This is a genomic window from Calidithermus roseus, from assembly GCF_003574095.1.
Taxonomy (GTDB): Bacteria; Deinococcota; Deinococci; order Deinococcales; family Thermaceae; genus Calidithermus; species Calidithermus roseus.
The window spans coordinates 139,076-165,897 of sequence record NZ_QWLA01000001.1 but is presented as its reverse complement, the minus strand read 5'-3'; the positions used below and the strand labels follow the sequence as shown (position 1 = coordinate 165,897).

Here is a 26,822-nt window from a genome sequence, read left to right as displayed (position 1 = left end):
CGAGCCGGGCAGCAGCAGCAGGTAGGGCGGGGGGGGCTCGAGGCCTTCCCCATCCCCACCGCCAGGCTGGGACTGTGGGTGTTCATGGCGGTGGCTACGGTGCTGTTCTCGGCGCTCATCAGCGCCTACCTGGTGCGGATGAACCTGCCCGACTGGAGGTCATTGCCCGAACCGAAGCTGCTGTGGCTGAACACGGCCTTGCTGGGGCTGTCGAGCCTCTTCCTCCAGCGGGCCAGCTGGGCCAGTCGCCAGCTCCACCTGGAGGCCACCCGGCGCAACCTGTGGCTCGGGGGCCTGCTGGGCTTCGCCTTCGTGGTGGGCCAGCTTCTGGCCTGGAACCAGCTTCAGGCGATGGGCTATTTCCTGGTCAGCAACCCCTCCTCCAGCTTTTTCTACCTTATGACTGCCCTGCACGCCCTGCACCTGCTGGGCGGGCTGGTGGCCTGGGGGGTTGTGAGTTCCAGGACCCCCCCCACTCCCCTGGCGGTGGAGCTGTGCACGACCTACTGGCACTTCCTGCTGCTGGTGTGGCTGGTGCTCTACGGCTTGCTGCTGCTGACGTGACGATGCGCCTTCGGTGTGCGCCGACATGTGCCAATAGCCAATACTCAGCTACCCGCCATAAGCGTTTCTCAGGAGGCAGCGTGGAGAGACAACCCAAGCAAACGCTCAAAGGCCCCAGTCAGATCGTGAGCGACTGGGCCTCCGACCTCTCGGCTTTCAAGGTGGTCTGGGGCAAGGCCATGATGTGGATCTTCCTGCTCTCCGACACCTTCATCTTCGGCTCCTTCATCGCCAGCTACGCCTCGGCCCGGCTGGCGGCCAGCGCCACCAACACCTGGCCCGACCCGGCCAAGGTGTTCGCGCTCGAGATCGGGGGGCAGGAAGTCCCCCTGCTGCTCATCGCCATCATGACCGTGGTGCTCATCAGCAGCAGCGGCACCATGGCCATCGGCGTCTACCACGCCTATGGGCGCAACAAGCGCATGACTGCGCTGTTTCTGGTGATCACCGCCCTGCTGGGCCTGACCTTCGTGAGCATGCAAGCCTTCGAGTGGACCCACCTGATCCGCGACCTGGGCTTTAGGCCCTGGACCAACCCCATGGGCGCGCCGCAGTTTGGCTCTTCCTTCTTCATGCTGACCGGCTTCCACGGCATGCACGTAACCATCGGCGTGATCTACCTGACTGCAGTAGCGGTGCGGGTGCTGAAGGGAGCCTACGACCGAGGCAGCTACGTAGGGGTGGAGATCTGCGGGCTCTACTGGCACTTCGTGGACTTAGTGTGGGTCTTCATTTTCGCTTTCTTCTACCTGTTCTGAGGGGGAAATATGGAACACGCCGAGCCCGTGACCAGCAGGGGTGAACAGCACCAGCCCATCCGGGTCTACATCCTGGTGTGGGGGCTGCTCTTCGTGCTGAGCACCCTCTCCTACCTGCTGGACTACTTCGACGTACATCCCGACGCGCTGCGCCGCTTCCTGATCACCGCTTTCGCCTTGATCAAGGCCGCGCTAATCGTGGCCTACTTCATGCACATGCGCTTCGAGCGGCTGGGCTTAGTGCTGGCCATCCTGCTGCCTCCCCTGCTGCTCATGGCCCTGGTGGCGATCATCCTGCCCGAGGGCACCTACGTCTTCAGGGTGCGGGAAGTCTTCTTTGGCAGGTGATCCGATGGGCGGATGGATCGAGCGGACAGGGGTCGAGGTAAGCCTCCGCTGGCGCGGCCTGGTGATGCTTTCGGCTCTGCTGCTGGTCATTGCCGGTGGAGCCCTCTGGCTGGCCCTGCAACTGGGCAATTCCGCCACGCACGCCAACCTCTACAGCCCCCAAGGACTACCCCTGGAAGCTTTCTACCTGTGCAGCAACAACGCCTGGAGCAGCCTCGAGGCCACTCCACAGCGGGCGATCCTCCAGCTGGTGGGCATTGCGCTGCTGCTGCCCATGCCCTTCTTGCTGGTGGGGGCGATTGCCTTCTTGCTCTACCGCTCGAGCCGGCGCAACAGGAGGTCGCAATGGGAGGCTTAGAGATCATCCAGGGCCTGATCCTCGTAGCCGCCGAGGCCCAGGCCACCCCAGACCCTGCCGCAGCCCGCGCCGTCGGGACCGTGGTAGGGGCGATGAGCACCCTGGGCGGCGCGATGGTGGGAGCCTTTGCCAGCGTGCTGGCCCACCAGGCCAGCCGCAAGCGCCTCGGCGGCCTGGGTGCGGGCATCCTGGCCGGCGCTGCAGCCGGAGCCATCGTGGGGGTCTTGCTGGGCGGAGCCCTGCACGACGTGGGCGCAGCCAGGGGAGTGCTCATTGGCATGGCGGGCGGGGCGCTGGGCGGCCTGCTGAGCGGTGTGCTGAGCACCACGGGCGAAGCCGCGACCTGAAGGGCGTTTCGCGTACAACATACGACAAGCCCTCCACCGCTAGCGGTGGAGGGCTTTGGCAGGGAGTTCACCAGATATAGAAGATGCTCACGATGAACAGCCACACCGCGTCCACGAGGTGCCAGTACATGCTGGCGCCCTCGAGGGTGCCGTGGTTGTGGTCGTCGAGCTTCTTCTGGATGGCCTGATAGTAGGCCAGCGCCAGGCCGGTACCCCCGATCACCACGTGGGCGCCGTGCAGGCCCACGATGATGAAGAACATGGTCGCCCACAATTGCTCGGCGGGGTCAACGTGGCCCCGGAAAGCCACGAACTCATAGGCCTGGAAGAGGAAGAACACCGTGCCCAAGAGGATGCTGATCAGAAGCCCGAAGCGCAGCGGCGACATCTTGCGGCTGCGCAGGTCGTGGTGGGCGTAGTGCACCGTGAACGAACTCGCCACCAGGAAGAAAGTGTTGAGCAGTGCAAGCCAAATAGCCGGGCGCTCTTCGGGTGGCTGGGCAGCCCCAGACAGGCGCAGGTAGAGGTAGCCTGCGATGAGGATGCCGAACAGCGCGATTTCCGAGACGATGAACCAGGCCATCCCCACCCAGGCGTTGGACTTGTTGGTGACGGTGTGGTGTTCGACCGGAACGTCGTACTCCAGCTTCCCGGCCCAGCGGAAGAGGCTATAGATGAAGGTGATCAGGCCCACCGCGAGCCAGCCCTGCCAGCCAGCCACGCCGGAGAGGCCGCTGGGATGGGCATTGGGGCTGATGGCCATGCCCACGCCCATGATCAGCAGGCCCAGCGCGGTCATGAAGGGCCAGACTGTAGGCGCAGGCAGGTGGATATCCCTGACGTCGACGGGGGTGGTCTCGAGGCCCTCCTTGTTCCAGTCGTACAGAGGCCGCTCCGAGGCAAAAAAGCGGGGAAAGTTCACGGCGAAGTTGTACGAAGGCGGTGGGGAGGAAGTAGCCCACTCGAGGGTGAAGCCTCCCCAGGGGTTATCGCCGGCCTTCTGGTTGCGGCGGAAGCTATCGATGACCCCAATCAGCCAGGCAATCCCGCCCAGCGCCAGGGTGATGGCCCCGATGGTTGAGATGAGGTTCATCTCATTCCACAGGTAGTTGCCGTCAGGGTAGGTGTAGTAGCGGCGGGGCATCCCCAGGAAACCCAGCACGTACTGGGGCAAAAAGGTCAGCAGATAACCCACGAGGAACAGCCAGAAATGCAGCTTGCCCCATCGCTCGCTGTACATGCGCCCGGTGATCTTGGGCCACCAGTAGTAGAGCCCGGCAAAGGCCAGGAAGCCCGAACCCGCCATCAATACGTTGTGGAAGTGGCCCACCACGAAGTAGGTGTCGTGCACCGAGTAGTCGAAGGGCACCACCGCCAGCATCACACCCGTGATCCCCCCCAGCAGGAAGTTGAAGAGGAAGCCTAGCACGAACAGCAGCGGGGTCCGCATGTCCAGGTGGCCGCGCCACAGCGTTCCCAGCAGGCTGAAGATCTTCACACCCGTAGGAACGGCGACCAGCGCGGTGAAGAACACGAAGACGAGCTGGAACAGCAAGCTCTCGCCTACCGTGAACATGTGGTGCGCCCACACCAAAAAGCCCACCACCGCGATGCCGAGCTGGGCGAAGACCATGAAGCGGTAGCCGAAGACTGGCTTGCGGGCAAAGGTGGAGGCCACCTCGGCGGCGATGCCCAAATAGGGCAGCAGCATGATGTACACCGCCGGGTGGGAGTAGAACCAGAAAAACTGCTGGAACAACACCGGGTCGCCCCCGATGGCGGCGTTGAAGGGGCTGAAGCCCAGCTTGCGGTCGATGAAGACCAGCAGGCTAGCGGCAGTGATCCCGGCCAGGGCAAACAGCGACAACAGCGAAGTGGCGAAGATGCTCCAGACAAAAATGGGCATCTTCCACAGGCTCATGCCCTTGGCCCGCAGGTTATATACGGTCGCGGCAAAGTTGGCCGAGCCCAGCAGGGAAGAGATACCCAGCAGCAACACGCCCAGCATGAAGAAGTCGACACCGTGTCCAGGACGGGAGGCAGAGAAAGGCCAGTAGAAGGTCCAGCCTACGTCAGGAGCGCCCCCGAAGAAGAGCGAGGTATAAATCAGAATGGCGGAAAATAAAAACAGCCAGACCGCGAAGGCGTTGATGCGCGGAAGGGCCACGTCGCGCTCTCCCAGCATCAAGGGCAGGATGAAGTTGCCAAAACCGGAAAGTCCCGCGGGGATGATGAAGAAGAAGAGCATCGTGGCCCCGTGCAGGGTAAGCATCTGGTTATAGGCATCGCCCACCAAAAAGCGCCCGTCAGGGCCAGCCAGTTGCCAGCGGATGGCCACTGCCATCAGACCGGCCACGCCGAACATCACGAAGGAGGTGACCAGGTAGATCAGGCCCACCTTCTTGTGGTCGCTGGTGGTCATCAGGTCCCAGATCAGGGCCAGCGTTCCGGAGAGGCCACCGGGTTTTGAGGGAGTTGGTGCTTGGACTGCCATCTATGCGTTCCTCCTAAAACTGGGGCAGGCCCTGGAAATCCAGGCCCTCGATCCTGAGGCTCTTGATGTAGGCCGCGATTGCCTTGGCATCGTCATCGGAGAGCTGAGCGAAGGGGGGCATCTTGGAACCGGGCTTGACGCCTGGAGAGTTTTTGATCCAGGGAATTAGGTAGGTATCGGTGTTCTCCCACAACCCGCTCCCCACCGTGGTGCGGTTTCCAAAGTAGCTCAGGTCGGGGCCGATGACCCCCTGAGCCGCAGTGCCCTTCACAGCGTGGCAGGCCGCGCAATTTTGCTGAAATAGTCCCTGGCCCTGCCTGGTCAAAGCATCCTGGGGCTCGGGGGCTCGATAATTTTGGGCTCCTCGCACGAAGCGATCGAAGGCCTCTTGCGAGACCACGATCACCCTGAAGCGCATGTTGGCGTGGCTGGCCCCGCATAGCTCAGCGCACTGGCCATAGTAGATGCCCTCTTTCTCCGGGGTGAAGTGCAAGCGGGTGGTCACGCCAGGAATGGCATCCTGCTTGCCCACCAAGCTGGCGGGCCACCAGGAGTGGATGATGTCTTTGGAGGTGATCTCCACGATCACCGGCTTGCCCACCGGCAGGATCAGCTCGTTGGAGTTACGGATGCCCAGTCCCTCGTACTCATAGTCCCACCAGAACTGATACCCCGTGACCTTCACGGTCATGGCCCCGGCAGGCAGCTTGGCGTTTGCGATCATGCTCTGAGCGGTGAGCCCGAAGATGATGACGATGATGAGGGTGGGGATGATGGTCCAGAGGATCTCGAGGCGGTCGTTCCCGTGGAACTGTGGTGGCTCGCCCTGCTCATTGCCCCGCTTGCGGAACTTGACCACGGTATAGGTCAAAGCCCCGGTGACCACGCCGAATATCAGCACGGCAAAGGCCATGACCCACACCAGCAGTCGGCCCACCTCGCGGTTGTACGAGGTCGAGGGATCCAGGATGTTGACGACTCGGGTGTCCTGTCCCAGGGCGAGGCCCAGCAACAACGCCACCCACAAGACGATACTTCCTCGCAGCATTGCTCCTCCTAGGGGGTGATTATTCCGTACATTACCTCGATTAGGCTAGTGCCCGGCCCACGTGAGCCGCAGCCGCGCCACAGACGAAGGACCAGTTTACATCCATAGCGCACGGTCCACCGCCATCGCCGCAAAGGCCAGGGCCAGGTAGAGCATGGAGTACTTGTACAGCCTAACCGCCCTAGGCCGCTCGGGGGCACGGTACAGCTCCCAGCTATGCTTCAGCAGCAAGGCATTCAGGGGCAGGCTGCTCAGCAGGTAAAACCCGTGCAACTGGCCAAAAAACAAGGGCAGCACGGAAATCAGCACGGTGAGAATCGCGTACAGGCCGATCTGGGCCGCCGTAGCCCTCTCCCCCATCACCACTGGGAGCATGGGAATGCCCACCGCGCGGTAGTCTTCCTTGATCATCAAGGCCAGCGCCCAGAAGTGCACCGGGGTCCAGTAGAAGATCAGCGCGAACAGCAGCCAGGGCAGCCACCCCAGCTCACCCGTCACCGCCACCCAGCCCACCAGCGGCGGAAAAGCCCCTGCGGCCCCGCCGATAACGATGTTGCTCCAGAAGCGGCGTTTCATGTAGAGGGTATAGACCAGCACGTACCAGCCCAGGCCAGCCATCGACAGCAGCGCCGCCGACAGGTTGGCACCCAGCCACAGGATCAGGAAGGCCCCCAGCATCAGCAGCACCGCGAAGACCAGAGCCTCGCGGGTTCCGATGGCCTGCGTCACGGTAGGGCGCCCGGCCGTGCGCTTCATGCGTGCGTCGATATCACGATCGACGACCATGTTGAACACGTTGGCCGAGGCCGCCGACATGTAGCCGCCCACGAACACCGCCGCAAACAGCTCCAGCCCCGGCCAACCACCCGCCGCGATGAACATCGCCATAATCGCGGTAAACAGCAGGAGGCTAATCACCCTGGGCTTGGTGAGCCAGAAGTAATCGCGCCAGGTGGCGGAGAGGGGTTTGCTCACAGACGAAGATCGCACCATATCAGCCTACCTCACCGAGCGGGGTTCGTGCCCGCTGAGGCTTGAGGGACAGGGTCACCGCCGTGAAGAGCAAGAAGCTAATCCAGACCAAGTCGGAAAGCAGCAGGTGGGGCAACTGGGTGTAGAGCGCCGCCGCAGCCCTGACGTTGAGGTAGCCCATGGCCAGTTGAGCCAGGAAGAGCACCCCGACCAGCCTCGACAGCCGCCTTGTCTGCTGGCTGGGACGCGCAGCAGCCACCAGGCCCACCACCACCACCGCATACAGGCTCACCACGATGGCGATGAAGGGGTGATAAAGACGCAGGTACACCAGGAAGTTCTCCCCCGGCGTGCGGCTTTGGGCGATGGCCTCGGTGGTATCGCGCACCGGGAACAGGGCATCACCCAGCGAGGTCAGGGCTCCCGAAGCTGCCACCAGCACCAGGCCCAGCAGGCCCACCCCCAACGCCAGCCCGACGCTCCCCTGCCCGCGCAACACCGGGGGTTGGGGATGGCTGGACCACCAGGCCGTCAAGGCCAACGAGCCCACCAGAAAGAGCGTGTTGACCAGGTGGATAGGGGCGATCACCGCTCGAGCCAGGCTGGCGTCGGTACCTACCCACTGGAAGAGCACCAGGGCCGCCCCCACCAGGCTCTCGAGCACCATGAAGAACATGGCCAGTCCGGCCCCCCGACGCACCAGATGCCCCTTAGGGAAAGCCCGCCATGACCACACCAGCAAACCCAGGGTCAGCAGCAACGAGAGCCCGCTCGAAGCGCGATGAAGGAACTCGATGAGGGTGGCCAAGCCCGGACTGGTGGGGATGGGCTCGCCGTTGCAGGTAGGCCAGTGCGCTCCACAGCCATCGCCAGAACCCGTGGCCTGCACCACGTCGCCCCAGACGATGACCAGCAGGGTAAAGGCCAGGGTCAGCCAGGCATAGAGGGTAAATCGGCGCGATATCATGACAAAAAGCCCTCCTCGATGGGGGTCGAGCTATTTTTGTCCTCCGGGGTCGGGACGATTGTCCCATCCATGCTCAGGTGTCTCCAGGGTGTTTCCGTCACTGAGCAAAGGCCCCGTGCCGCAGCACGATGGCTGCCGGCACCTACCGCTGGGCTACGGATCCCACGCCCAGGAAGCTGGTCACGGCCTGCCCCATCGCCCGAGCGATGGTCTCGCGGTAGGCCGGATCAGCCAGACGGCGGCCCTCGGTAGCATGGTTGGCAAAGCCGATCTCGACCAAAATGGCCGGTATACGGGCATTGCGAAGGACGTAGAACGGTGCTTGCTGCACTCCCCGGTCGACGGCGCCGGTAGCCTGGACCAGCCTTCTTTGGACAGTATAGGCCAGTTCGCGGGAAAACCTGAGGTTGAGCTGGGCCAGGATATCGCTCGCTGCCCGTTGGGCCGCGCTACGAGCGACGCGGGTAAGCTGCTGCCCCACCGCTCCCCCACCGTTCTCGCGGATGACCTGCTCGAGCAAGCTGGGGTTGAGCAACTCGCCAAAGTAGTAGGTCTCGATGCCCTGGGCCTGTCCCGGACAACCCTGGCTGGAGTTGACGTGAACCGAGATGAAGAGGTTCTTCTTGCTGTCGGCCATCTGCGCGCGATCGTCGAGGGTGGGGTAGGTGTCGCCCGAGCGCGTGAGCACCACCTGCACCCCCTGGGCCTCGAGGTAACGCTCCATCCGCCGGGAAACGTCGAGGGTGATGAGCTTCTCAGTGATCCCGGTGCACAGGCCCACCGCGCCCGGATCGCGCCCGCCGTGGCCGGGATCGATCACCACTACGAGCTTGGGCTGCGCCGGTTTGGGTGGGGACTTGGCCGGGGCGGGCTTGGGCTGCGGGCTAGGATCGGCTCTGGCCTCTTCTGGGGTAATGTCCACGATCAGGCGCTTGCTCTGCTGGTCCTCCAGAACGCTGCTCTGCACCCGCATGCCCGCCTTCAAGCGCACAAATACCTCGACCACGGCGCCACTGACCACCACCTGATAGGAGGCTACCTGATCGGAGTTCACGCTCTCATCGAGCGCTTCGGCCTTAACCCCGCGAAAGCGTAGGGCAAGGGTCTGCCCCTCGGTACTCATCTCATAAGAAGCGCTCGGAGGTAGGTCAAAGACCAGGCGGGTGAAGTTTTCATGCAATCCCACGCGCGGGAAAGCCAATGCCTGAGTCGCAAGCAGCAGCACAAGCGCCAGCAATCGCATTTCGTAGTTCAGTATAGGGGCATTTCGCGGCAATTGAAGGGTATCTCCATCTTAAGACTGACCAGGGGCAATTAAGCCGTGGTTTGCCCGCCTCTTCATGTCCCTAATGACCGGGGCAGTAGCATTTAGAGCATGATGTCAGGCATTTTGTCCCCCACCATCAACAAAAGTTCGCTGGTGCTTCTGGCGCTGTGCGTGCTGGTGCTCACGGCGGGCCGCTTCTCCAGCTTCAGTGTCGAAAGCGGGGAGCAAGAGCTCGACCTGGGGACCGGGGTGACCACCATGCCCAGGGGCGGGGTTCTGGTGGACAACAAAAACAACCTGCGCCTCGAGGGCAGCTACATTCAGTTCAAGCAGGAGGAGTTCATCCGAGCCCGCAACGCCACGCTGCGCGGTAGCGAGGGCACCTTCTACGCCTCGAGCCTGGAGTACGTGTTCCACGGCGAGCAGCTCAAGCTCTCGGGGGTGCGCTACTCCTCGAGCAACGTCAGGGGCCTGAGCAGCGCCAGTGGCCTGGGGCTGCTGGCCGAGAGCGTGGTGGTGCTCAAGGGCAACGTGCGCTCGCAGGATCCCCAGCTCGAGGCCAATACCCTGGTCATCGACACTGCCAGAAGCCAGGCGCTGGTGCTGGGCAGCTTCAGCTACAGGGACAGCCAGAGCAGCTTCAGGGGGCAGCGTGAGGACAGCACCCTGCTCATCGACTTCAGGGGCAGCAGAACCACTGCCACCACCAAGGTGCCCGCCGATGTCCTCAGCCGCCTGCGCTCGTATGCCAGCAAGCTGTGATGGTGCGCAAGCTATTGCTGTTCGTGTTTTTCGGCACCGCGACGACCCAGGCCCTAGCCAACGACCCCGCGCTGCCTTACGAGAAGTGCGCCGACGCGCCCTACCTGGCCGAGACGCCCGATGGAATCGTGGGCGGGGTCAATGTCGAGTACGACGGGAGCATCGCCATCTTCAGCGACGGGGCCTGCTTCGAATCGAAGGGCCTTCAGGTTCGGGCCAGGGAAATTCGCTTCGACCAGGACCAGAACGAAGTCAGCATCCAGGGCCTCACGGCCCAGACAAGGGCCTACCGCTTTCGGGCCCAGCAGGGCGTGGTCAGGGACAGGATATTCAGAGCCAAGGGCATCGGGCTGACGACCTGCAAGTGCGGTGAAGACCTGCGGATCGTGGCCCAGGAAGCGGCTTTCAATACCGAAAGCGGCCTGCTGATCCTGGAGCAGGGCGAGCTGGAGAGCTATGGTATCGGGCTCGCCCGGCTCGAGCGGCTCCAGATCGCCATCGACCAGCCCATCACCACTGCGATTCCCGGCCTCTCGGCGGGAGGGGGGGGTTCGATCAACGTTCCTTTTCGCTTTGGCTACAGCATCAGCGATGGCCCGACGCTGGGCGTCGAAGACTTGCCCCTGCTTGGCGAGGAGGACCGGGTCAACACCACCTTGACCCTGCTGGGAAGCAACCTGAGCAACCCCGCCAGCCGCACCGTCACCATTGGAGCAGCGGTGTCCGAGTCCGGAAGCAGCCTGCGGTTTCGCATGGTCTTCCGCAGCCAGTGGTTCGACCTCTACAGCCGCCTCGAGAGCGGCCCGCTTTTCTTCACCGTCGACACCAACCGCGATCAGGCGACGGAAGTCGCCTCGCGCAAGTCCCTCTTCGAGATGGGTCTGCGCCAGGCGTTCAGGCTCGAGGGCCTCCTGCTCTCCCCTTTCGGGCGCATCGCCGAGGAGCAAACCTCAAGCGACAACGACCCGCAGCCCCACTCCGCCGCTGATGCTTACGTCAGTGGCCTTACGGCGGGGCTCGAGCTGCGCTACCCGCTGGAGCTGAAGGAGGGAGCGGTGGCCCTGCGCTTCGAGCCCTGGACGCTGGGTGCCGCCTACAACAACGACCTCCCCTACCTGGCCGCCGGCTTCAGGCTCGAGGGCCGCTACAGCCGTGACTTCACCCTCAGGCTCGCCTACGACTACGGTCTGCAGAACCGCACCAGCCGCTACCTCTACGAGCGCCGGGAGCCGGTGAGCCGCGTCTGGGGCGAACTGGACTTCTCCGAGCTGGCTTTGCGCTCCAGCTTCGACTTCCTCGACCGCGAGCTGGGGGCCAGCGTGCGCTACAGCCCCAAGCTTCCGGACGGGGTGCTCACGGGCGAGTTTCGCTACCGCGACGACTTCGTCCCTAACAACGACGGCTTTGACCAGCAGCGTGAGTTGCTGCTGGCCTTCGAACCCAACCCCTTGAACTGCACCTATAGCTTCGCCCTGGCCCCCAATCTCGGCTACGACTTCTGGCGGGGAGGCTTCAGCCGGGCGGGCCTCGAGCTGCGCTACGCTGACTGCTGCCTGATCTGGAAAGTGGGCTACCAGCAGGTATTCCTTCCCCAGGTTTCCGGCGAGGTCGCGGCGGGGCGTTTTAGCTTTGGCCTCGAGCTAAGATGAGCGACCTCGCGGCTCTTTCGCGGCCCTTGAAACAGCAAGTACACTGGGCAACCGCATGACACCGACTCCGGCCATTCACCCCACGTCTCGAAAGCCCTATCGGCGGTGGGTTCCTTTGGCGGGGGCCTCGCTTGGGCGCAGTCCGCGGCAAAAGCGCCGGAGATGCCTGAAGAGGTCCCTCTCGCGGGCAGAAACGGGGTGCGTATGACCCGCCTTGACCGTTACCTCCTTCGCGAAACCCTCCCCGTCTTCGCCTTCGGGCTGGTGCTCTACATCGGGTTGGGCCTGCTCTCCAACGTCCTGGCCCGCAGCGCCTACGTGGGCCAGATGCCCATGGGGGGGCTTTTAACCTGGCTCGGGCTTCAGGTGCCCGCCATCCTGGCCCAGACCCTACCCGTGGCCGTGCTCTTCGCGGTGCTGCTAGGTTATGGCCGACTGGCACGAGAAAACGAGCTGCTGGTGATGCAGGCCGGGGGCATCTCCCCCCGCCGCACCGCCCGCTGGCTGCTGGCAGGGGGGATCGCGCTGGCTGCGCTTTCCTTCTCCCTGGCCGAGTGGGTGATCCCCTGGAGCAACAAGCAGACCGTGCTGACTTGGTGGCGCTCCTTCGACAGCAATGGGGGCGTCTTCAGGCTGGTGGGGCAGGATTTGCCGGTGGGGAAGATGCGGCTGTTCTTCGGAGGCTACGACCCCGCCACCAACGAGCTATTGCGGGTGCGGGTGCAGCAGTGGGAGGAGCGCAGGCTGACAGTCTACTTCGCCGAGAAGGGGAAGCTCGAGGGCTACGCGCTAAGGCTGGGTGAGGTCAAGGGCTTCGTGCTGGACATGGACCGCCTGCCCCCGCCCGACTTTGGCGACCTCGAGCAGGTCGAAGCCTTCTTCCAGGGCTACATCCAGTCCCAAAACATCACACACAGCCTGATCATCCGGCTGCCGCTGAGCCAGGACGACCTCGTAGCCCAGTTCTCCAACTACAGCAGCACCGCCCTGGATGCTTCTCACCCCCCCTCCTACTGGCTCAGGCTTTGGCTGAACCCCACCGCCTCCATCCGGGAAAAGGTGGAGGCCAGGGCCAACCTGCACGCGGCTTTGGCCCAGTCCTTCGCGCCCTTAGTGCTGCTGTGGCTGGCCCTGCCGGTGGCCATCAAGCGGGCCAGCAGCCCCGGCGTGGCCCTGGGGCTCGCGCTGGTGCTTACGGTGGGATATTACGTGCTGTTCGGGCTGGGTGGGGTGGTGTCCCGCAGCAGCGTGTGGCTGCCCGAGATCGCCATGTGGAGCGCCAACCTGCTGGCGCTTGGGGCAGGTTGGACACTGGGGCGAGGGGTCTACCGATAGAATCGCCGGTAGCAGAGGGCTCGTAGCCACACGCTCGAAGCGAAGCGGCAAAACACGACTGGACAAGCACATGGTTCCCATCATCGATCTGCAAAGTGAATATCGGCTGCTCAAAAGCGAGATAGACACCGCCTTGGGGCGTGTCCTGGAGGCGGGAGCCTTCGTCGGAGGGACGGAGGTCAGCGCCCTCGAGCGCGAACTCTCCGACTACCTCGGGGTGCCCCACGTCATCGGGGTGGGCTCGGGCACCGACGCGCTGTTCATCGCGCTGCGGGCTTTAGGCATCGGTCCGGGGGACGAGGTGATCACCACCCCCTTCACCTTCATCGCCACCCTCGAGGCCATCCAGATCGCCGGGGCGAAGCCGGTGCTCGTGGACATCGACCCCGCCACCTTCAACCTCGACCCCAAGCTGCTCGAAGCCGCCATCACCGAGCGCACCAAGGCCATCCTGCCCGTGCACCTCTACGGCCAGGTGGCCCCTATGGGCGAGATCGGGGCCATCGCCGAGCGCCACGGCCTGAAGGTACTCGAGGACGCTGCGCAGGCCATCGGGGCCCGCTACTGCGCGAACGGATCGCAGAGCCCGATGGCCGGGGCCTTGGGCCACGCCGCCGGGTTCAGCCTCTACCCCACCAAAAACCTCGGGGCCTACGGCGACGCAGGTTTTATCACCACCGCCGACCCCACCGTTGCCGAGGAGGCCCGGCTGCTGGCCTCTCACGGCCAGAAGGCGCGCTACCACCACGTGCGCCCGGCGGGCTATACCTCGCGTCTGGACACCCTGCAGGCGGCCATCCTGCGGGTCAAGCTGCCTCACCTCGAAAGCTGGAACCAGCGCCGCCGCCAGATCGCCCGTATGTACGACCAGGGCTTGAAAGGCGTGGTGCAGACCCCCACCCAGGCCCCTTACGCGCTGCACATCTACCACCAGTACACCATCCGCACCCCCGAGCGAGATCGCCTGCAAGCCTTCCTCAAGGAGCGCGGGGTGGGCTCGAGCATCCACTACCCCCTGCCCGCGCACCTGCAACCGGCCTACCGCGAGCTAGCCCCCGAGGGCTCGCTTCCCCACGCCGAACAAGCCGCCCGCGAGGTGCTCTCGCTGCCCATGCACCCTTTCCTCTCCGACCTCCAGGCAGAGCAGGTGATCGAGGCAGTGCGGGCCTACTCAAAATAGCCCCTCATCTTTCTGAATAGCCCGCACGTATACTCCGGTTTATGGCAGAAAATCCCCTGCTCGATCTGGGGTTCGAAATCCCCTTTGGCCGCATAAGACCCGAACACGTCGAAGAGGCTGTCACCACACTCATCGCCGAGGCCCAACGGGAGTTCGAGGCCATTCTGACCGTCCGCGGCGAGCGCACCTACGCCAATACGCTGGGAGCGCTGGACCGGCTGGGCGAGCGCTTGCAGCGGGCTTTCAGGGTGGTGGCCCACCTCGAGAGCGTGCGCACCACGCCCGAGCTACGCCGGGCCTACAACGCCACCTTGCCCCAGGTCACCGCCTTCTACAGCAAGATCCAACTCTCCAGCGAGCTGTACGAGGCCCTCAAGGCCTACGCCTCCACGCCCGAAGCCCGGCGGCTCTCGCCCACCAAGCGGCGCTTCCTCCAGCTCACCCTCGATTCCTTCCGTCGCGAGGGGGCCGATCTGCCCCCCGAGAAGAAGGCCCGCCTCGAGGCCATCAATACCCGCCTGGCCGAGCTCACCAGCAAGTACAGCCAGAACGTGCTCGACTCCACCGCCGCCTTCGAGCTGTACCTGGAAGAACACCAACTCTCCGGGTTGCCACAGAGTGCCCGCCAGGCCGCGCGCCAGGCGGCCATCGCCAAGGGCAGGGAGGGCTGGCGCTTCACCTTGCAAGCCCCCAGCTACCTGGCCCTCATGACCTACCTCGACGACCCCGCCATCCGCAAGCAGGTCTACCTGGCCTACAACAACCGCGCCACCGAGGAAGGGCGCGACAACCGCCCGCTCATCGGCGAGATCCTCGCCCTCAGGCAGGAGAAGGCCGAGCTGCTGGGTTACGCCCATTTCGCCGACTTGGTGCTGGAGGAGCGCATGGCGAAGAACGGGGCCACCGCCGTGGCCTTCGAGCGCGACTTGGCCGAGCGTTACCGGCCCTACTTCGAGCGCGAGAATGCGGAGTTGCAGGCTTTCCGGCGGCGGCTCGAGGGCCCCGATGCCCCCGCCCTGGAGCCCTGGGACGTGGCCTACTACGCCGAGAAGCAGCGCCAGGCGGTCTACGACTTCGACGAGGAGACCCTGCGCCCTTACTTCTCCCTGGAGAAGGTGCTCGAGGGGCTGTTCGAGCTGTGCGGACGGGTCTTCGGCATCCGCGTCGAGCCTGCCCAGGCCGAAGGCTGGCACCCCGAGGTGAAGAGCTACAACCTCTACGACCCCCAAGGCCGCTTCACCGCCCGCTTCTACACCGACTGGTTTCCCCGCGAGGACAAGCGCGGGGGAGCCTGGATGAACTACTTCATCACCGGCAACCGCGACGGGGTTTTCGAGCCCCACCTGGCCCTGATGTGCGCCAACCTCACCCCTCCCGTGGGGGATCAGCCCGCCCTGCTCACCCACCGCGAGGTCGAGACGATTTTCCACGAGTTCGGCCACCTGCTGCACCACGCGCTTTCCAACGTGGAGGTAAAGAGCCTGGCCGGGACCAACGTGCCCTGGGACTTCGTCGAGCTACCCTCGCAGATCATGGAGAACTGGTGCTGGGAGCGCGAAGCCTTAGACCTCTTCGCCCGCCACTACCAGACCGGTGAGCCCATCCCCGACGAGCTCTTCCAGCGCATGCAGCGCGCCCGCACCTACCGCGCCGCCAACAACACCATGCGCCAGCTCGCCTTCGGCACCGTAGACCTGGCCATGCACATCGACTACACCCCCCACAATGGCGACCTAATGCGCTACACCCGCCAGATCATGGCCGCCTTCTCCCCCGCCCCCCTGCCCGAGGAGTACGGCATGATCGCCTCCTTCAGCCACCTCTTCGGCAGCCCGGTGGGCTATGCGGCAGGGTACTACTCCTACAAGTGGGCCGAAGTACTCGATGCCGACGCCTTCTCCCGCTTCCAGGCCGAGGGCATCTTCAACCCACAGACCGGGCGGGACTTCCTCGAGCACATCCTCTCCAAGGGCAACTCCGACGACCCCGCTCAACTCTTCCGCAACTTCATGGGGCGCGACCCCAATCCCGAGGCCCTGCTGCGTCGGACGGGATTGCTGGATTAGACGGGAGTCGAGGGTCTAAGGCCGAAAACCCCATGCCTTTGGCGTTCGGCACTCCTCTGTGTCAATGGGGTGACTTTTGCCCTCCGTGCGGCAACGTAAATTGAACTCATGGCGACGAAGCGTGTCGTACTCCATCAACTCGTCGGGCATCGCTTTTTGGGAATCAACGAGCAGGGTGACAAGGTCATGATCGACGGCGACAAGCCGGCCAGCGGGATGCGTCCTATGGAGTTGCTGCTGGCGGCTGTGGCCGCGTGCACCGCGTATGACGTGGTGGATATCATGAGCAAGAAACGCCAACCCCTGGCGCGCTACCGTGTTGAGGCAGTGGGCGAGCGAGCCGAGGAGCACCCCAAGCGCTACACCCACATCGTGATCACCCACTACGGGGCCGGGCCCAATGTGACCCAGGAGGCTCTGCTGCGTGCGGCCCAGCTCTCCCACGAGAAATACTGCTCGGTTTCAGCCAGCCTCAACGTGCCGATAGAGGTGCGAGCGGTGGTTGAGCCCTACGAAGTCGGCCAGCCTGCCTGAGCAAGGAGGCCTGATGCCGGACCCCGGCGGGTCCGGCGTTTCTTTTTGGCGGAGGGTATGGTAAAAGTCTTGCGGGAGGTTCCCGTGAAACGTGGCGTTATCGTTGTGGCTATGCTACTGGGGCTGGCCCTGGCCCAATCCCAGCCCCAGATCGTGCGTTGGGGGGAATACACCGTCCGCATCGAGAGCCGCTCCCCCACCGAGAGTCTGCTGCGCATCATCCGGGCCGATCGCACCCAAGTCGAGATCAGGGGCGTGCGCTTCGAGACGCAACTGGTCGAACTCACCGGGCAGGAGCCCAGGGAACTGTGGATCAACGAGAACAGCGGGGGCACGAACTGCTGCACCACCGCCTACTTTTTCACCCAGGAGCGCAGCTTCCGCAACATGCTCATCTACTACGGCAGGAGCACCGGCATCCTCGAGCTGCGCGACGTGAACGGCGATAAGATTCCCGAGGTGATCGTGGGAACCGATGTTTTCGCCGACTTCGGCGGCCTGCCTCGCGCGGTTTACCCGCGCCTGACCTACCTGCTGGGCTGGGACGGGGTGCGCTACGTGGACGTGACCGCCAGATACCCCACCCTGGGCTTCAGCACCCTCTCCTTCTACCGCCAAAGCCTCGAGAGCGCCCTCAAGACGGGGGATGGCGTGGGGGCCAGGAGCGCCGCGCTGGGCTACTACGCCCGTGGCCTCATCAACGGCCAGGCCGCCGAAGCCCGCGACTGGATCAGCAAGAACACCCCCGCCGAGGTGCGCCGCTGGCTCTTCGACCTCGAGGGCGAAGTCCTGCGGGCGCTGTACGCCGACTTGGGCTGTCGCCTCACGGTGAGCTACAGCAAGGTGCTGCCGCCCAAGCCCGTGTGTGCGAATTGAGGCCGGGGATTCCGGGAAATGGGGTACTTAGCTTGTGGCTGGTGGTTTGTCGAGGGCCTAAGGCGTTTTGCGTACGACGTAGGACGTACGACCCGCGCTTAGCATTTGGCGATCAGCTTTCCCCCGTCTCGTAACGCGCCCAGGCCTCGAGCGCCACCGCGAAGGAAAAACCTCGGTTGGCCAGGAAGCGGATGGCTTTAGCTTTGTCGCCCTTGTGGCGGCTTTTGTAGCGCCCCAACAGGGCCAGGGCCTCGGCCAGCGGATCACTCTCGGGCTCGAGGGCTGCGAGAACCTCCCCGACGACGTCCCTGGGCACGCCCTTGGTCTCGAGCGAGCGGCGAATCTTGGCCGCGCCCCACTTGCCCCGGTAGAGCCGGGCATAGCCCTCAGCATACTTGCGGTCGTCGAGGAAGCCCAGCGCCTTGAGCCGCTCGATGACCTGGGCTACCGCCTCTGCCGAGCCCCTTCGGGCGAGCTTCTGACGCAGGGCAAACTCGGTGTAAGGGCGCATGTTGAGCACCCTGAGGGCATACTCGAAGAGTTCGTGGGCAGCTTTGCTTTCCTGGGGCATCGTTGTCTCCCGCACCATAACGTCGGTGTTGGCCTCAGATCAAGGTGTCTCGCCAATCCGTGCTAGGGGTTAAACTGTTCGTCGTGCGCGTCTTCGCCATCGCTGACCTTCACCTCTCCCGAGCCTTCCCCAAGCCCATGGCCATCTTCGGTCCCAACTGGGAAGGCCATCCCGAGGCGGTGTTCGAGGAATGGCGCAAGGTAGTGGGCGAGGACGACGTAGTGATCGTTGCAGGCGATATCTCCTGGGCCATGAGGCTCCCCGAGGCCCTGGTGGACCTACGCGACCTGGGCGAGTTGCCGGGCACCAAGGTGCTGCTGCGGGGCAACCACGACTACTGGTGGCCCTCCATCAGCCGCCTGCGTGAAGTCCTGCCTCCACGCATGCACGCCTTGCAGCACGACTCGCTGATGATCGGCGGCGTGGCCATCGCCGGAAGCCGGGGCTGGGATGCCCCAGGCAGCCGCGACTTCAGCGAGGAAGACCTGCGCATCTACAAGCGTGAACTCGAGCGCCTGCGCCTGAGCCTCAAGACCGTACAGAACCAGCCCTACGACCACCTGATCCTGGCCCTGCACTACCCTCCCTACTCCGTAACCGGCGGACCGACCGGTTTTACCGAGCTGATCGAAGAATACCGCCCGGACATGGTCGTCTACGGCCACCTACACGGAGCCGACCCCAACCGGCTGCCCCAGTCCTGGGACGGCATCCCGCTGCACTTCGTTTCAGCCGACATGATCCGCTTCAGGCCCAAGCTGATCCTCGAGACAACGGGGGAGGAAAGGGATAAGCCATAAGCTGTCAATTCGTGATCTGTCGAGGGTCAAGAGTCTAGGGTCGAGGGCCGGGCGTACGACGTACGACGTAAGACATGCGTTTGGCGTCTTGCGTACAACGTCACCACCCTCGCGGTATCATCGAGTAGCATGATCACCGCTTTCGTGCTCATCCAAACCAAGCGCGAATCCACCGCCGAAACCGCCGAGGCCGTGGCCGAGATCCCTGGCGTGGCCGAGGTCTACTCGGTGACGGGAGAATGGGACCTAGTGGCCAAGCTCTCCTTTCAGGACTTCGAGCAACTCGACGATATCGTGACCCTGGGCCTGCGCAAACTCTCGGGGATCGAGCGCACCCAGACCCTGCTGGCCTTCAGGGCCTACCCCAAGAAGCTGCTGGAGCAGGGCTTCAATATCGGCTCGGAGCTGGAGTAGTGTTTCGGGTTCTATTGAGCATCCAGGCCCTGATCCTGCTGATCGGGGTGGTCGGTATGGTCTTGGGAGGGTATCCGCTGGTGCGAGACCCCGACCCCCTGCGCGACACCCTGGTCTTCCTGGCGCTTTACCTGGGGTTGATGGGCCTCGAACTGGTCTTTTCCCGGCTATTCCCATCTTCCTTTGGAGTGGTGCAGCAGCTCCACTCCCAGATCGGGCGGGCCTTTCGCAACCAGCAGCTTGGCTACAACCACGCCCTGCAACTGGGCATGATCTCGGGCCTGGCCGAGGAGGTGCTCTTTCGCGGAGCGCTGCAAAGCCTGCTGGCGAGCACCCTGGGCCTGGGCTGGCCAGGCGTGGTGATCCAGGCCGTCATCTTCGCCGCCTTCCACCCGGTCCCCGACCGCCGGGCCTGGAGCTACCCGCTGTTCATCTTCATCGCCGGGCTGTCCTTCGGGGCAGCTTATTTCCTCACCGGCAGCCTGATCCCCGGCATCCTGGCCCATTACCTCAACAACGCCAAAGGGTTTTACCAGTTACTCGACGAAGCCAGGCGGCTCGAGCGCCGCGAGAACGGGTAGCGGGAGGGCTCAACCATCGGCGGAGAGCGGGGATCGGGTGAGGGGGTGACGGGTTCAGGGGTAAAGGGCAGCCACAGGGCCCGCCCCTACAACCGGTTTTTGCGCTTGGCCATCAGCTATCAACGTACTTTTGCATGGTATACCAGCCGTGGCTTATGCTCTTGAGTCAGGAGGAAAAGCATGTCCTATCAACGCATCAAGGTGCCTGCGGGCGACAAGATCACCATCCGGGATGGCGTATTGCAGGTGCCTGACCGGCCCATCATCGGCTTTATCGAAGGCGACGGCACCGGACCCGACATCTGGCGAGCTGCTCAGCCCGTGCTTGACGCCGCCGTGGCCAAAGCCTACGGTGGCCGCAGAAAGATCGCCTGGGCCGAAATCTACGCAGGCGAAAAGGCCAACGAGGTATACGGTGAGGTACTTTGGCTGCCGGATGAGACCCTCGAGTTCATCCGCGAGTACCGCGTCGCCATCAAAGGCCCGCTGACCACGCCCGTGGGCGGCGGCATCCGCAGCATCAACGTGGCGCTACGGCAGGAACTCGACCTCTACGCCTGCGTACGCCCGGTGCAGTGGTTCGAGGGGGTGCCCAGCCCCGTGCGCCACCCCGAGCTGGTCAACATGGTGATCTTCCGCGAGAACACCGAGGATATCTACGCGGGTATCGAGTTTGCCAAAGACAGCCCCGAAGTCAGGAAGTTCCTCGAGTGGTTCCAGCGCGAATTCCCCAAACCCTACAGCAAAATCCGCTTTCCCAACACCGCCGGTATCGGCATCAAACCCGTCTCGCAGGAGGGTACTCATCGCCTGGTCGAGGCCGCGATCAACTACGCCATCGCCAACGACCTTCCCAGCGTGACCCTGGTGCACAAGGGCAACATCATGAAGTTCACCGAAGGGGCCTTCCGGGATTGGGGCTACCAGCTGGCCAAAGAGAAGTACGGAGCACGGGACCTCGATGGCGGTCCCTGGCAAATCCTCAAGAACCCCCGCACCGGCAGGGACATCGTCATCAAGGACATGATCGCCGACAACTTCCTGCAGCAGATCCTGCTGCGCCCAGCCGAGTACAGTGTGGTAGCGACGTTGAACCTCAACGGCGATTACCTCTCCGACGCCCTGGCTGCCCAGGTCGGCGGGATTGGGATCGCGCCGGGCTCGAACGTCAACTACTACACCGGCCACGCGGTCTTCGAGGCCACCCACGGCACCGCTCCCAAGTACGCGGGCAAGGATCAGGTCAATCCCTCCTCGGTGATCCTCTCCGGCGAGATGATGCTGCGCTACATGGGCTGGACCGAAGCCGCCGATCTGATCATCAACGCCATGACCAGGACCATCGCCCAGGGTCGCGTCACCTACGACTTCCACCGCCTGATGGTGGCCGAAGGCCGCCAGGCCACGCTGCTGAAGTGCAGCGAGTTCGGACAGGCTTTGATCGAGAATATGTAAGCTCACGGATTGCGGCTCTTGAGCACGTCGCGAATCTCACGCAGCAGCACGATGTCCTCCGGGGTAGCAGGGGTGGCAGGGGCCTCGTTGCGCTTCATCATTTCCATCACACGCCTCATGGGCTGCACGATCACGAAGTAGATCACCGCGGCTTTGATCAAGAAGGAAACCAGGGCGTTGAGGAAGTTACCGATAGCGATACCACCCTGTCCCTGGGTATTGGCGCCGATGCGGATCGCCGAGAAGTCGGGCTGGCCGCCGACCAGGCCGATGAGGGGGGTGATGATGTCCTTGACCATCGAATCCACCACCGCGCCAAAGGCCGCGCCGATGACTACCGCTACCGCCAGATCCACCACGTTGCCGCGCAAGATGAAGTCCCTGAAGCCACTGAGCATATGTCAACCTCCTCGAGCACATCCAAAGTGGTCAAACAGCTTGGCCAGGCGAAGTTCTTTGCGTTTTTACCAGGAAGTCTGACCGAGGTGAGCATAGTTGCGGCGACAGAACCCCGTCAAGCTTGGACACCTCAAGATCAGCCCCGATTGAAGCAACCCCGGCGAGGCCACAATCTGATTTCAGTACAAGTCCAACGCAGGGCCTCGAGCCCCCCAGGGTGAGAGACACCCCGATTCATCGGGTTTTTCAAGTACTGGGGTGAGTGAAAAAGCCGGGCGGGCGGCCTCGAGTCAGCATTGATTCTCCGACGGATGGGCCTATAAACTGAGCGTGTACCCCCTACCAACTCCCCGATGGGCTACAGGCTCACAGCGCGGGACCCAGGGTACAAAAGAGGAGGCCGGTTCATGGCAAAAATCAGGCTGGAGAACGTATACAAGCGGTATGGCACCAAGGTCACGGCGGTTAAGGACTTCAACCTCGAGACCGAAGACGGCGAGTTCGTGGTGTTCGTGGGGCCTTCGGGCTGCGGCAAGACCACCACGCTGCGCATGATCGCGGGCCTGGAGGACATCACCGAGGGCAAGATCTACATCGGAGACCGGCTGGTCAACGACGTTCCGCCCAAGGACCGCGACATCGCGATGGTCTTCCAGAACTACGCGCTCTACCCCCACATGAACGTCTACGACAACATGGCCTTTGGTCTCAAGCTGCGCAGGGTGCCCCGCGACGAGATCGACCGGCGGGTCAAGGAAGCCGCCCGCATCATCAAAATCGACCACCTGCTGCAACGCAAGCCCCGCGAGCTTTCCGGCGGCCAGCGCCAGCGCGTGGCGATGGGGCGCGCCATCGTGCGCGAGCCCAAGGTCTTCCTCTTCGACGAGCCCCTTTCCAACCTCGATGCCAAGCTGCGCGTGGAGATGCGGGCTGAGATCGCCAAGTTGACCCGCCGCCTGGGCGTAACCACGGTCTACGTAACCCACGACCAGGTAGAGGCCATGACCCTCGGTCACCGCATCGTGGTGATGAAGGACGGCGAAATCCAGCAGACCGACACCCCCCTCAACCTCTACGACTTCCCCGAGAACAAGTTCGTCGCTGGCTTCATCGGCTCGCCCTCCATGAACTTCGTCCGGGCCAGGGTAGAGGTGCAGGGAAGCGACGCCTACTTCTCGATCGATGGCCAGAAGATCAAGGCCAACCCCACCCTCTCCGCCAGCCTCAAAGCCTACAACGGCAGGGAGGTCTGGATGGGCGTCCGCCCCGAGCACATCGGGCTCAAAGGCTGGACTACCATCCCCGAGGACAACAACGTGGTCAAGGGCCAGGTCGAGGTGGTCGAGCCCCTGGGAGCCGACACGGAAATCCACGCCGAGGTAGGAGGCGCGATGGTCACGGCCAAGGTGGACGGGCACGCCGTGGTGCTCCCTGGCGACACGGTGGAGTTGCTCATAGACACCAGCAAGCTGCACGCCTTCGAGACCGAAGGCTCCGAAAAGGCTATCGGCCACGCCACGCTCAAGGAAACCCAAAGCCGCAGCCAGGCCAAGGTCTGATCCGACGGCTATGCAGGGGTGGGTTCATTGGACCCACCCCTTGTGTTGTCGATGACCGATCCTTGTTAAGGGGCCTTCGACATTTGGCTCTCGGCTCCCCTGTCCCTCTTCCCCGCTCTTGCATATGATTGGGAGGTGAACTCTCGCCGACCCTTCGTCATTGGCATCGCCGGGGGGACGGGCAGTGGCAAGAGCACCGTGGCCGACGCCGTGCTGGCCGCGGCCCTGCCCGAGCGCGTGGCGGTGCTGCCGATGGACAACTATTACAAAGACCAGTCCGACCTGCCCTTCGAAGAGCGCATCCGTGTCAACTACGATCACCCGGCGGCTTTCGACCTCGAGCTCTACCTCGCCCACATCGCCCAGCTCCGACAGGGGCGCTCGGTCGAGATGCCGCTGTACTCCTTCGAGGAGTACACCCGCCTGAAGGAAACCATCCGGGTCGAGCCGGCTCCGGTGGTGGTGCTCGAGGGCATCCTGGTGCTCTTCGACGAGCGCCTGCGCGAGCTGATGGACCTGCGCATCTTCGTAGATGCCGACGCGGACGTACGCTTCATCCGGCGGCTGCAGCGCGACATCCTCGAGCGGGGCCGCACGGTGGAGAGCGTGGTGGAGCAGTACATGGAGCGGGTGCGGCCCATGCACCTCTCCTTCGTCGAGCCCTCCAAGCGCTACGCCGACGTGATCATCCCCCACGGGGGCAAGAACAGCGCGGCGCTGGACATGCTCACCGCCCGCATCCACAGCCTCCTCACCGCCGGAGGGGTAGCGTGAGTTTCCTCACCCTGCTGCGGGCCGTCATCGCGCTGACCGCCCTGCTCTCGCTACCTGCCCTGCTGCCGCGCGTGCAGGCCGAGCATCCCGGCCCGGTGATGCTGGTGGTGGACGGCTCGGACGTGGAGGAAGAAGCCCGTGTCGCCAACGTCCCCTTCGAGGAGCAACTGGCAAAGTACAGGGCCCTGGGAGTGGCCGGGGTAGCGATCTACGAGCGCGGGCTGGGCAGCTTAGCCGAGCAGGGCACGGCCATCTTGAAGAGCGGGGGCGAACTCGGCCTGCTCTACCCGCAGGCCGGCTTCAAAAGCGGCTGGTTCTACTTCAGCGGGCCCGACTGGCTCCTCCAACAAATCCGGCGCAACTGGACGATTCCCCTCCAGACCCTCAAAGTCGGCGGCGTGAGTTGGTACGGCGCCCCGGTCAACGTCAGCGGCTTTCCCGCCGGCTACGACCCGGCGCTGCTCGAGCGCCTGAAGGCCGAGGGCTACTTCGTCGTCTATCGCCCTTACAACCACCCCTACCGCACCTACCTCCCCCAGGCCATCCCGCCCCAGGCCGACGCCATCGTCTTCGCGGGGGTGGACGTGCCGGGGAACCCCAAAAAGCTCAGGGAAGCCCAGGCCATGCTGGGCGGCAGGCCTATCGCCTGGATCGAGGGCACACCGCAGGAAGGCTTCTCGCGGCTGGCCGCTTCTCTGCCGGTACTGCGGCTGTTCTCTATCCGCCCGGAGTGGCAGGCCAAGCTCAAACCCGACGAAGTAGCCGACAAGTTCGTGCTGGCGGCGCGGGAGCGGGGGCATCAGCTCCTGTACATCCGGCCCTTCCAGGACTTCGCCGACACCCAGGAGTTCGTCGCCCGGCTCAAGGGGGGGCTCGAGAACGCCCGCATCGCCTTTGGCACCCCCATCCCCCGTGACTTCGATCCCTCCCCCCTGCGCTACGCGGCGCTGGTGGGCGTGCTGGCGGGGCTGGGGCTGCTGGCCCTGGGCTACCCGCGGCCCTTCGGTCCCATCATCGCGCTGGGCCTGCTGCTCTTCGCGCTGGCCTACGTGCGCGGGGACTTCGGGGCCTTGCTGGCGGCGCTGGTCTTCCCCGCGCTGGGCTTCCTCGAGCCGCGCAGGGGCATGGCGGTCTGGCTGGCGGCGGCCGTCTACTCGCTGGTGGGGGTGGTCTTTCTGGCCGCGCTGGGCAGCGACCCGCAGAGCGTGCTGGGCCTGACCCCCTTTAAGGGTGTCTCGCTCACGCTGCTGGTGCCACCGCTGCTGGTGGGACTGTCGTATCTGCCGCAGGACTGGAAGAGCGCCATCGCCAGGCTGTGGGGCTACCCCATCAAGCTGGGCGAGGTTGCAGTGGCTTTGGTGGGGCTGGCGTTGCTGGCTCTGGCCCTCCTGCGCCGGGGCAACGAAGCGGCGCCTTCGCTCGTGCCCGACTGGGAGTTGCAGCTGCGGGCCATCCTGCAAGACGCCATGGTACGACCTCGCTTCAAGGAGATCTTCGCCCATGCAGTAGCCCCCCTAGCCCTGCTACTGCCCTGGCCCCTGTGGTTGCGCAACAGCCTGCTGCTGGTAGTGGTGGTGGGAATGGGTTCAATCCTCAACACCTTCTCGCACTTTCACACACCCCTCACCATATCGTTGTTTCGGGTACTAAACGGCATGGTCATCGGGCTTATCCTAGGGTTTGCCCTGGTGTGGGTGGTCCGGAGGGTCTGGCAATGGTGGTCGCGCTAAGCGGGTATTACGGTTTTCACAACGCGGGGGACGAAGCCCTCCTGGAAGCCATCGTGCAGGAACTCAAGGCGAGAGGGCACACCCCCCTGGTCCTCTCTAAGAACCCGGCGGAAACCCAGCAGCTCTACGGGGTGCGGGCGGTCAGGCGCACCCACCCCCTCGAGGTCTGGCGGGCGCTGGGCGAGGCCGACCTGCTTTTATCGGGGGGCGGAACCCTCCTGCAGGACAAGACTTCCTCGGCCAGCCTTTGGTACTACCTCACCATCATTCGCATGGCGAGGATGCGGGGCAAGCCGGTTCACGTGTTCAACCAATCGCTCGGCCCCCTCTCCCCCAAGGGCGAACGGGCTGTCCGGCGGGCGCTCAAGGGGGTTCAGCTCTTCATGCGCGACCGCGACTCGCTCGAGTACGCCCGGCGACTGGGCTTGCAGGCCGAATTGGGGGCCGACTGCGCGATGCTGCTGAACCCGCCTCCCGTAGAGCGGGAACCGAAGATGGTGGCGCTGGTGCCCAGGGCGGGTTTCGACGAGGCCAACCGCACCCTGGCCCAGACTGCCGAGCGGCTGCGGGACCTAGGCTACGAGGTGGTGATCCTGGCGATGCAGCCGGGGCACGACGAGGAGGCGCTGGAGTTCTTCCCCGGCTTCACCGCCGAGTTGGCCTGGGACCCCCGCCGGGTGTTCTACGTGCTGGCCCAGGCAGCCTACGTGGTCTCGATCCGGCTGCACGGGGTGATCCTGGCCGCCGCCGCCGGAACCCCCTTCGCCGGGCTGTCCTACGACCCCAAGGTCGCCGGGTTCTGCCGCGACGCCAGGGCTCCATTCCAGGAGATCCCCGGCGAGGCTGACTACTTCGTGCGGATGGTGGAGCACAACGTCCAGCCCGACTGGGGGGCGATTGAGGAGATGAAAAGCCGGGCCAGCGCGAGCTTCGACCGGGTGCTCTCGGGGCCGCGCGACCACAAGATCGCTTCCTCACGGAATTAGGCCCCTCACAGAAGCCGTCGGGGGTTGA

At 64.1% G+C, this 26,822-nt stretch carries 25 protein-coding genes and 1 pseudogene; 20 read left to right on the top strand and 6 right to left on the bottom strand.

Annotated features, from left to right (window positions below; all coding sequences use genetic code 11):
• The 5 genes from Mrose_RS18720 to Mrose_RS00685 form a co-directional block, all read left to right on the top strand.
• The coding region (locus Mrose_RS18720) for a cytochrome c oxidase subunit 3 (protein WP_119275512.1) at positions 1-564 on the top strand (564 nt) is incomplete at its 5' end.
• Positions 565-644: 80 nt separating this feature from the next.
• Entirely contained in the window at positions 645-1,322 is a 678-nt protein-coding gene (locus Mrose_RS00700; protein ID WP_245969374.1) for a cytochrome c oxidase subunit 3, read from the top strand.
• 9 nt (positions 1,323-1,331) lie between these two features.
• Complete coding sequence (locus tag Mrose_RS00695) at positions 1,332-1,670, top strand: cytochrome C oxidase subunit IV family protein (protein ID WP_119275510.1); 339 nt, start codon at positions 1,332-1,334, stop codon at positions 1,668-1,670.
• A 4-nt stretch (positions 1,671-1,674) separates the two neighbouring features.
• Complete coding sequence (locus Mrose_RS00690) at positions 1,675-2,028, top strand: hypothetical protein (protein ID WP_119275509.1); 354 nt, start codon at positions 1,675-1,677, stop codon at positions 2,026-2,028.
• Positions 2,016-2,375, top strand: coding sequence for a hypothetical protein (locus Mrose_RS00685; protein WP_119275508.1), 360 nt, complete (start codon positions 2,016-2,018; stop codon positions 2,373-2,375). The genes Mrose_RS00690 and Mrose_RS00685 overlap by 13 nt, the downstream gene beginning before the upstream one ends.
• Before the next feature lie 67 nt (positions 2,376-2,442).
• Here Mrose_RS00685 and ctaD read toward each other — a convergent pair whose 3' ends face one another.
• From ctaD to Mrose_RS00660, 4 genes and pseudogenes are all read right to left on the bottom strand, one after another.
• Positions 2,443-4,869, bottom strand: coding sequence for a cytochrome c oxidase subunit I (gene ctaD, locus Mrose_RS00680; RefSeq protein ID WP_119275507.1), 2,427 nt, complete (start codon positions 4,867-4,869; stop codon positions 2,443-2,445).
• Positions 4,870-4,882: 13 nt separating this feature from the next.
• Positions 4,883-5,917 carry a cytochrome c oxidase subunit II gene (coxB, locus tag Mrose_RS00675; protein ID WP_119275506.1) on the bottom strand — a complete coding sequence of 345 codons (1,035 nt, stop codon included), beginning with the start codon at positions 5,915-5,917 and terminating at the stop codon, positions 4,883-4,885.
• Between the two features lie 96 nt (positions 5,918-6,013).
• Positions 6,014-7,856: pseudogene (locus tag Mrose_RS19720) on the bottom strand (heme o synthase).
• A 142-nt stretch (positions 7,857-7,998) separates the two neighbouring features.
• Positions 7,999-9,099, bottom strand: a complete 1,101-nt coding sequence (locus tag Mrose_RS00660; RefSeq protein WP_119275503.1) for an N-acetylmuramoyl-L-alanine amidase family protein — start codon at positions 9,097-9,099, stop codon at positions 7,999-8,001.
• A 132-nt stretch (positions 9,100-9,231) separates the two neighbouring features.
• On the opposite strand from Mrose_RS00660, the gene Mrose_RS00655 reads away from it, so the two are divergent.
• From Mrose_RS00655 to Mrose_RS00625, 7 genes are all read left to right on the top strand, one after another.
• Complete coding sequence (locus Mrose_RS00655) at positions 9,232-9,885, top strand: hypothetical protein (protein ID WP_119275502.1); 654 nt, start codon at positions 9,232-9,234, stop codon at positions 9,883-9,885.
• Positions 9,885-11,534, top strand: coding sequence for an LPS-assembly protein LptD (locus tag Mrose_RS00650; RefSeq protein ID WP_119275501.1), 1,650 nt, complete (start codon positions 9,885-9,887; stop codon positions 11,532-11,534). The genes Mrose_RS00655 and Mrose_RS00650 overlap by 1 nt, the downstream gene beginning before the upstream one ends.
• A gap of 204 nt (positions 11,535-11,738) precedes the next feature.
• Positions 11,739-12,869 carry an LptF/LptG family permease gene (locus tag Mrose_RS00645; RefSeq protein ID WP_119275500.1) on the top strand — a complete coding sequence of 377 codons (1,131 nt, stop codon included), beginning with the start codon at positions 11,739-11,741 and terminating at the stop codon, positions 12,867-12,869.
• A gap of 70 nt (positions 12,870-12,939) precedes the next feature.
• Positions 12,940-14,049, top strand: a complete 1,110-nt coding sequence (locus Mrose_RS00640) for a DegT/DnrJ/EryC1/StrS family aminotransferase (protein ID WP_119275499.1) — start codon at positions 12,940-12,942, stop codon at positions 14,047-14,049.
• 41 nt (positions 14,050-14,090) lie between these two features.
• Positions 14,091-16,115 carry a M3 family metallopeptidase gene (locus Mrose_RS00635; protein WP_119275498.1) on the top strand — a complete coding sequence of 675 codons (2,025 nt, stop codon included), beginning with the start codon at positions 14,091-14,093 and terminating at the stop codon, positions 16,113-16,115.
• A 108-nt stretch (positions 16,116-16,223) separates the two neighbouring features.
• Positions 16,224-16,649, top strand: a complete 426-nt coding sequence (locus Mrose_RS00630) for an OsmC family protein (protein ID WP_119275497.1) — start codon at positions 16,224-16,226, stop codon at positions 16,647-16,649.
• 84 nt (positions 16,650-16,733) lie between these two features.
• Positions 16,734-17,525: a hypothetical protein gene (locus Mrose_RS00625; protein ID WP_147371540.1), complete on the top strand. Its 792-nt coding sequence runs from the start codon at positions 16,734-16,736 to the stop codon at positions 17,523-17,525.
• Positions 17,526-17,637: 112 nt separating this feature from the next.
• Here Mrose_RS00625 and Mrose_RS00620 read toward each other — a convergent pair whose 3' ends face one another.
• Entirely contained in the window at positions 17,638-18,096 is a 459-nt protein-coding gene (locus tag Mrose_RS00620; RefSeq protein ID WP_119275495.1) for a regulatory protein RecX, read from the bottom strand.
• 83 nt (positions 18,097-18,179) lie between these two features.
• Here Mrose_RS00620 and Mrose_RS00615 point away from each other — a divergent pair, with 83 nt between their 5' ends.
• The 4 genes from Mrose_RS00615 to icd all read left to right on the top strand — a co-directional run bounded on the left by Mrose_RS00615 (position 18,180) and on the right by icd (position 21,346).
• The gene (locus Mrose_RS00615; protein ID WP_119275494.1) at positions 18,180-18,896 is read left to right on the top strand and encodes a metallophosphoesterase; all 717 of its coding nucleotides are present in this window, start codon (positions 18,180-18,182) and stop codon (positions 18,894-18,896) included.
• A 129-nt stretch (positions 18,897-19,025) separates the two neighbouring features.
• Complete coding sequence (locus Mrose_RS00610) at positions 19,026-19,310, top strand: Lrp/AsnC family transcriptional regulator (protein ID WP_119275493.1); 285 nt, start codon at positions 19,026-19,028, stop codon at positions 19,308-19,310.
• On the top strand, positions 19,310-19,891 hold the full coding sequence (locus Mrose_RS00605; protein ID WP_119275492.1) for a CPBP family intramembrane glutamic endopeptidase: 582 nt from the start codon (positions 19,310-19,312) through the stop codon (positions 19,889-19,891). Before Mrose_RS00610 ends, Mrose_RS00605 begins: the two co-directional genes overlap by 1 nt.
• A 180-nt stretch (positions 19,892-20,071) precedes the next feature.
• Positions 20,072-21,346, top strand: a complete 1,275-nt coding sequence (gene icd, locus Mrose_RS00600; protein ID WP_119275491.1) for an NADP-dependent isocitrate dehydrogenase — start codon at positions 20,072-20,074, stop codon at positions 21,344-21,346.
• Positions 21,347-21,348: 2 nt separating this feature from the next.
• Here icd and mscL read toward each other — a convergent pair whose 3' ends face one another.
• On the bottom strand, positions 21,349-21,744 hold the full coding sequence (gene mscL, locus Mrose_RS00595) for a large conductance mechanosensitive channel protein MscL (RefSeq protein WP_119275490.1): 396 nt from the start codon (positions 21,742-21,744) through the stop codon (positions 21,349-21,351).
• Positions 21,745-22,152: 408 nt separating this feature from the next.
• Here mscL and Mrose_RS00590 point away from each other — a divergent pair, with 408 nt between their 5' ends.
• The 4 genes from Mrose_RS00590 to csaB all read left to right on the top strand — a co-directional run bounded on the left by Mrose_RS00590 (position 22,153) and on the right by csaB (position 26,794).
• Complete coding sequence (locus tag Mrose_RS00590) at positions 22,153-23,304, top strand: ABC transporter ATP-binding protein (protein ID WP_119275523.1); 1,152 nt, start codon at positions 22,153-22,155, stop codon at positions 23,302-23,304.
• A 135-nt stretch (positions 23,305-23,439) separates the two neighbouring features.
• On the top strand, positions 23,440-24,078 hold the full coding sequence (gene udk / locus Mrose_RS00585; RefSeq protein ID WP_119275489.1) for a uridine kinase: 639 nt from the start codon (positions 23,440-23,442) through the stop codon (positions 24,076-24,078).
• A complete protein-coding gene (locus Mrose_RS00580) occupies positions 24,075-25,808 on the top strand; it encodes a DUF5693 family protein (protein ID WP_119275488.1) in 1,734 nt (577 codons plus the stop codon). Before udk ends, Mrose_RS00580 begins: the two co-directional genes overlap by 4 nt.
• Complete coding sequence (gene csaB, locus Mrose_RS00575) at positions 25,793-26,794, top strand: polysaccharide pyruvyl transferase CsaB (protein WP_119275487.1); 1,002 nt, start codon at positions 25,793-25,795, stop codon at positions 26,792-26,794. Before Mrose_RS00580 ends, csaB begins: the two co-directional genes overlap by 16 nt.
• Positions 26,795-26,822 lie beyond the last annotated feature (28 nt).

Bases quoted from the DNA above. Each gene is read 5' to 3' on its own strand.
- Mrose_RS00640 (WP_119275499.1), top strand. From the start codon at position 12,940: ATGGTTCCCATCATCGATCTGCAAAGTGAATATCGGCTGCTCAAAAGC.
- Mrose_RS00655 (WP_119275502.1), top strand. From the start codon at position 9,232: ATGATGTCAGGCATTTTGTCCCCCACCATCAACAAAAGTTCGCTGGTG.
- icd (WP_119275491.1), top strand. From the start codon at position 20,072: ATGTCCTATCAACGCATCAAGGTGCCTGCGGGCGACAAGATCACCATC.
- Mrose_RS00650 (WP_119275501.1), top strand. From the start codon at position 9,885: ATGGTGCGCAAGCTATTGCTGTTCGTGTTTTTCGGCACCGCGACGACC.
- coxB (WP_119275506.1), bottom strand. From the start codon at position 5,917: ATGCTGCGAGGAAGTATCGTCTTGTGGGTGGCGTTGTTGCTGGGCCTC.
- Mrose_RS00620 (WP_119275495.1), bottom strand. From the start codon at position 18,096: ATGCCCCAGGAAAGCAAAGCTGCCCACGAACTCTTCGAGTATGCCCTC.
- Mrose_RS00685 (WP_119275508.1), top strand. From the start codon at position 2,016: ATGGGAGGCTTAGAGATCATCCAGGGCCTGATCCTCGTAGCCGCCGAG.
- Mrose_RS00590 (WP_119275523.1), top strand. From the start codon at position 22,153: ATGGCAAAAATCAGGCTGGAGAACGTATACAAGCGGTATGGCACCAAG.
- Mrose_RS00690 (WP_119275509.1), top strand. From the start codon at position 1,675: ATGGGCGGATGGATCGAGCGGACAGGGGTCGAGGTAAGCCTCCGCTGG.
- Mrose_RS00635 (WP_119275498.1), top strand. From the start codon at position 14,091: ATGGCAGAAAATCCCCTGCTCGATCTGGGGTTCGAAATCCCCTTTGGC.
- Mrose_RS00630 (WP_119275497.1), top strand. From the start codon at position 16,224: ATGGCGACGAAGCGTGTCGTACTCCATCAACTCGTCGGGCATCGCTTT.
- Mrose_RS00610 (WP_119275493.1), top strand. From the start codon at position 19,026: ATGATCACCGCTTTCGTGCTCATCCAAACCAAGCGCGAATCCACCGCC.
- ctaD (WP_119275507.1), bottom strand. From the start codon at position 4,869: ATGGCAGTCCAAGCACCAACTCCCTCAAAACCCGGTGGCCTCTCCGGA.
- mscL (WP_119275490.1), bottom strand. From the start codon at position 21,744: ATGCTCAGTGGCTTCAGGGACTTCATCTTGCGCGGCAACGTGGTGGAT.
- Mrose_RS00695 (WP_119275510.1), top strand. From the start codon at position 1,332: ATGGAACACGCCGAGCCCGTGACCAGCAGGGGTGAACAGCACCAGCCC.
- Mrose_RS00660 (WP_119275503.1), bottom strand. From the start codon at position 9,099: ATGCGATTGCTGGCGCTTGTGCTGCTGCTTGCGACTCAGGCATTGGCT.
- Mrose_RS00645 (WP_119275500.1), top strand. From the start codon at position 11,739: ATGACCCGCCTTGACCGTTACCTCCTTCGCGAAACCCTCCCCGTCTTC.
- csaB (WP_119275487.1), top strand. From the start codon at position 25,793: ATGGTGGTCGCGCTAAGCGGGTATTACGGTTTTCACAACGCGGGGGAC.